Annotated in this window: 1 protein-coding gene; it reads left to right on the top strand. The window is 37.0% G+C overall.

The features are described 5' to 3' along the window. A partial coding sequence (locus EXT47_RS13305) for a GAD-like domain-containing protein (RefSeq protein ID WP_130126796.1) occupies nt 1-557 on the top strand: 557 nt, incomplete at its 5' end. Nucleotides 558-690 lie beyond the last annotated feature (133 nt).

The following is a 690-nucleotide window of genomic DNA, read 5'->3' as shown; positions in this document are numbered from 1 at the left end:
CTAGATTATTAGAATATTGGAGTGAATACGGATTTTCTGGTTTCGGGGAAGGGCTTTTTTGGTTAACTAATCCCGATGATTATGATGATACCTTAGATGCATGGCTTGGAGATACAGGTATCGTCGAGCAAGACACATATTATGTAATTGCTCGCAGTGCTTTTGGAGAGCTATTCTTATGGGGAGAGAAATTTGGACATAAATATCTAATCGACCCATCTCACGGTTGGATTCTAGAGAAAGAAGGTAATGCCGAAGACATAGCAGTTGGAGAAGAAAACGATGCCATACAGTTTTTCTTTAGTGCAAAAAGGCCAACATCGCTGGATATAGATGATACGAGTGGAGACTTACTTTTTGAGAAATGTAAACTTCGATTATCTCAATTAAAATACAACGAAATGTACGCTTTTGAACCCGCTTTTTTTCTTGGTGGGCAGCCTACCATTGACAATGTCAGTAAAGTAAATATTTTCGCCCATCTAAGTGTATTAGCATCATTTGGTCAGAAAGAAATACTAGACCAACAAGGGCTTATAGCTAAGGCTTATTCATAATAAATGCTCCTGTTATTAAAGTAGCAAATAAAAACCACTTAACTCCTTACCACTAAAAACACTTACTTATTAATTGAAAATGCGATGATGATTAACTTTGAACTCATCGCTAATCAAATTGACGTCAGCGCCA

It is taken from the genome of Pseudoalteromonas sp. CO342X, from assembly GCF_004208915.1.
Lineage (GTDB): Bacteria > Pseudomonadota > Gammaproteobacteria > Enterobacterales > Alteromonadaceae > Pseudoalteromonas > Pseudoalteromonas maricaloris.
The sequence above is the reverse complement of the archived record's forward strand: the minus strand, read 5'-3'. Positions and strand labels throughout refer to the sequence as shown.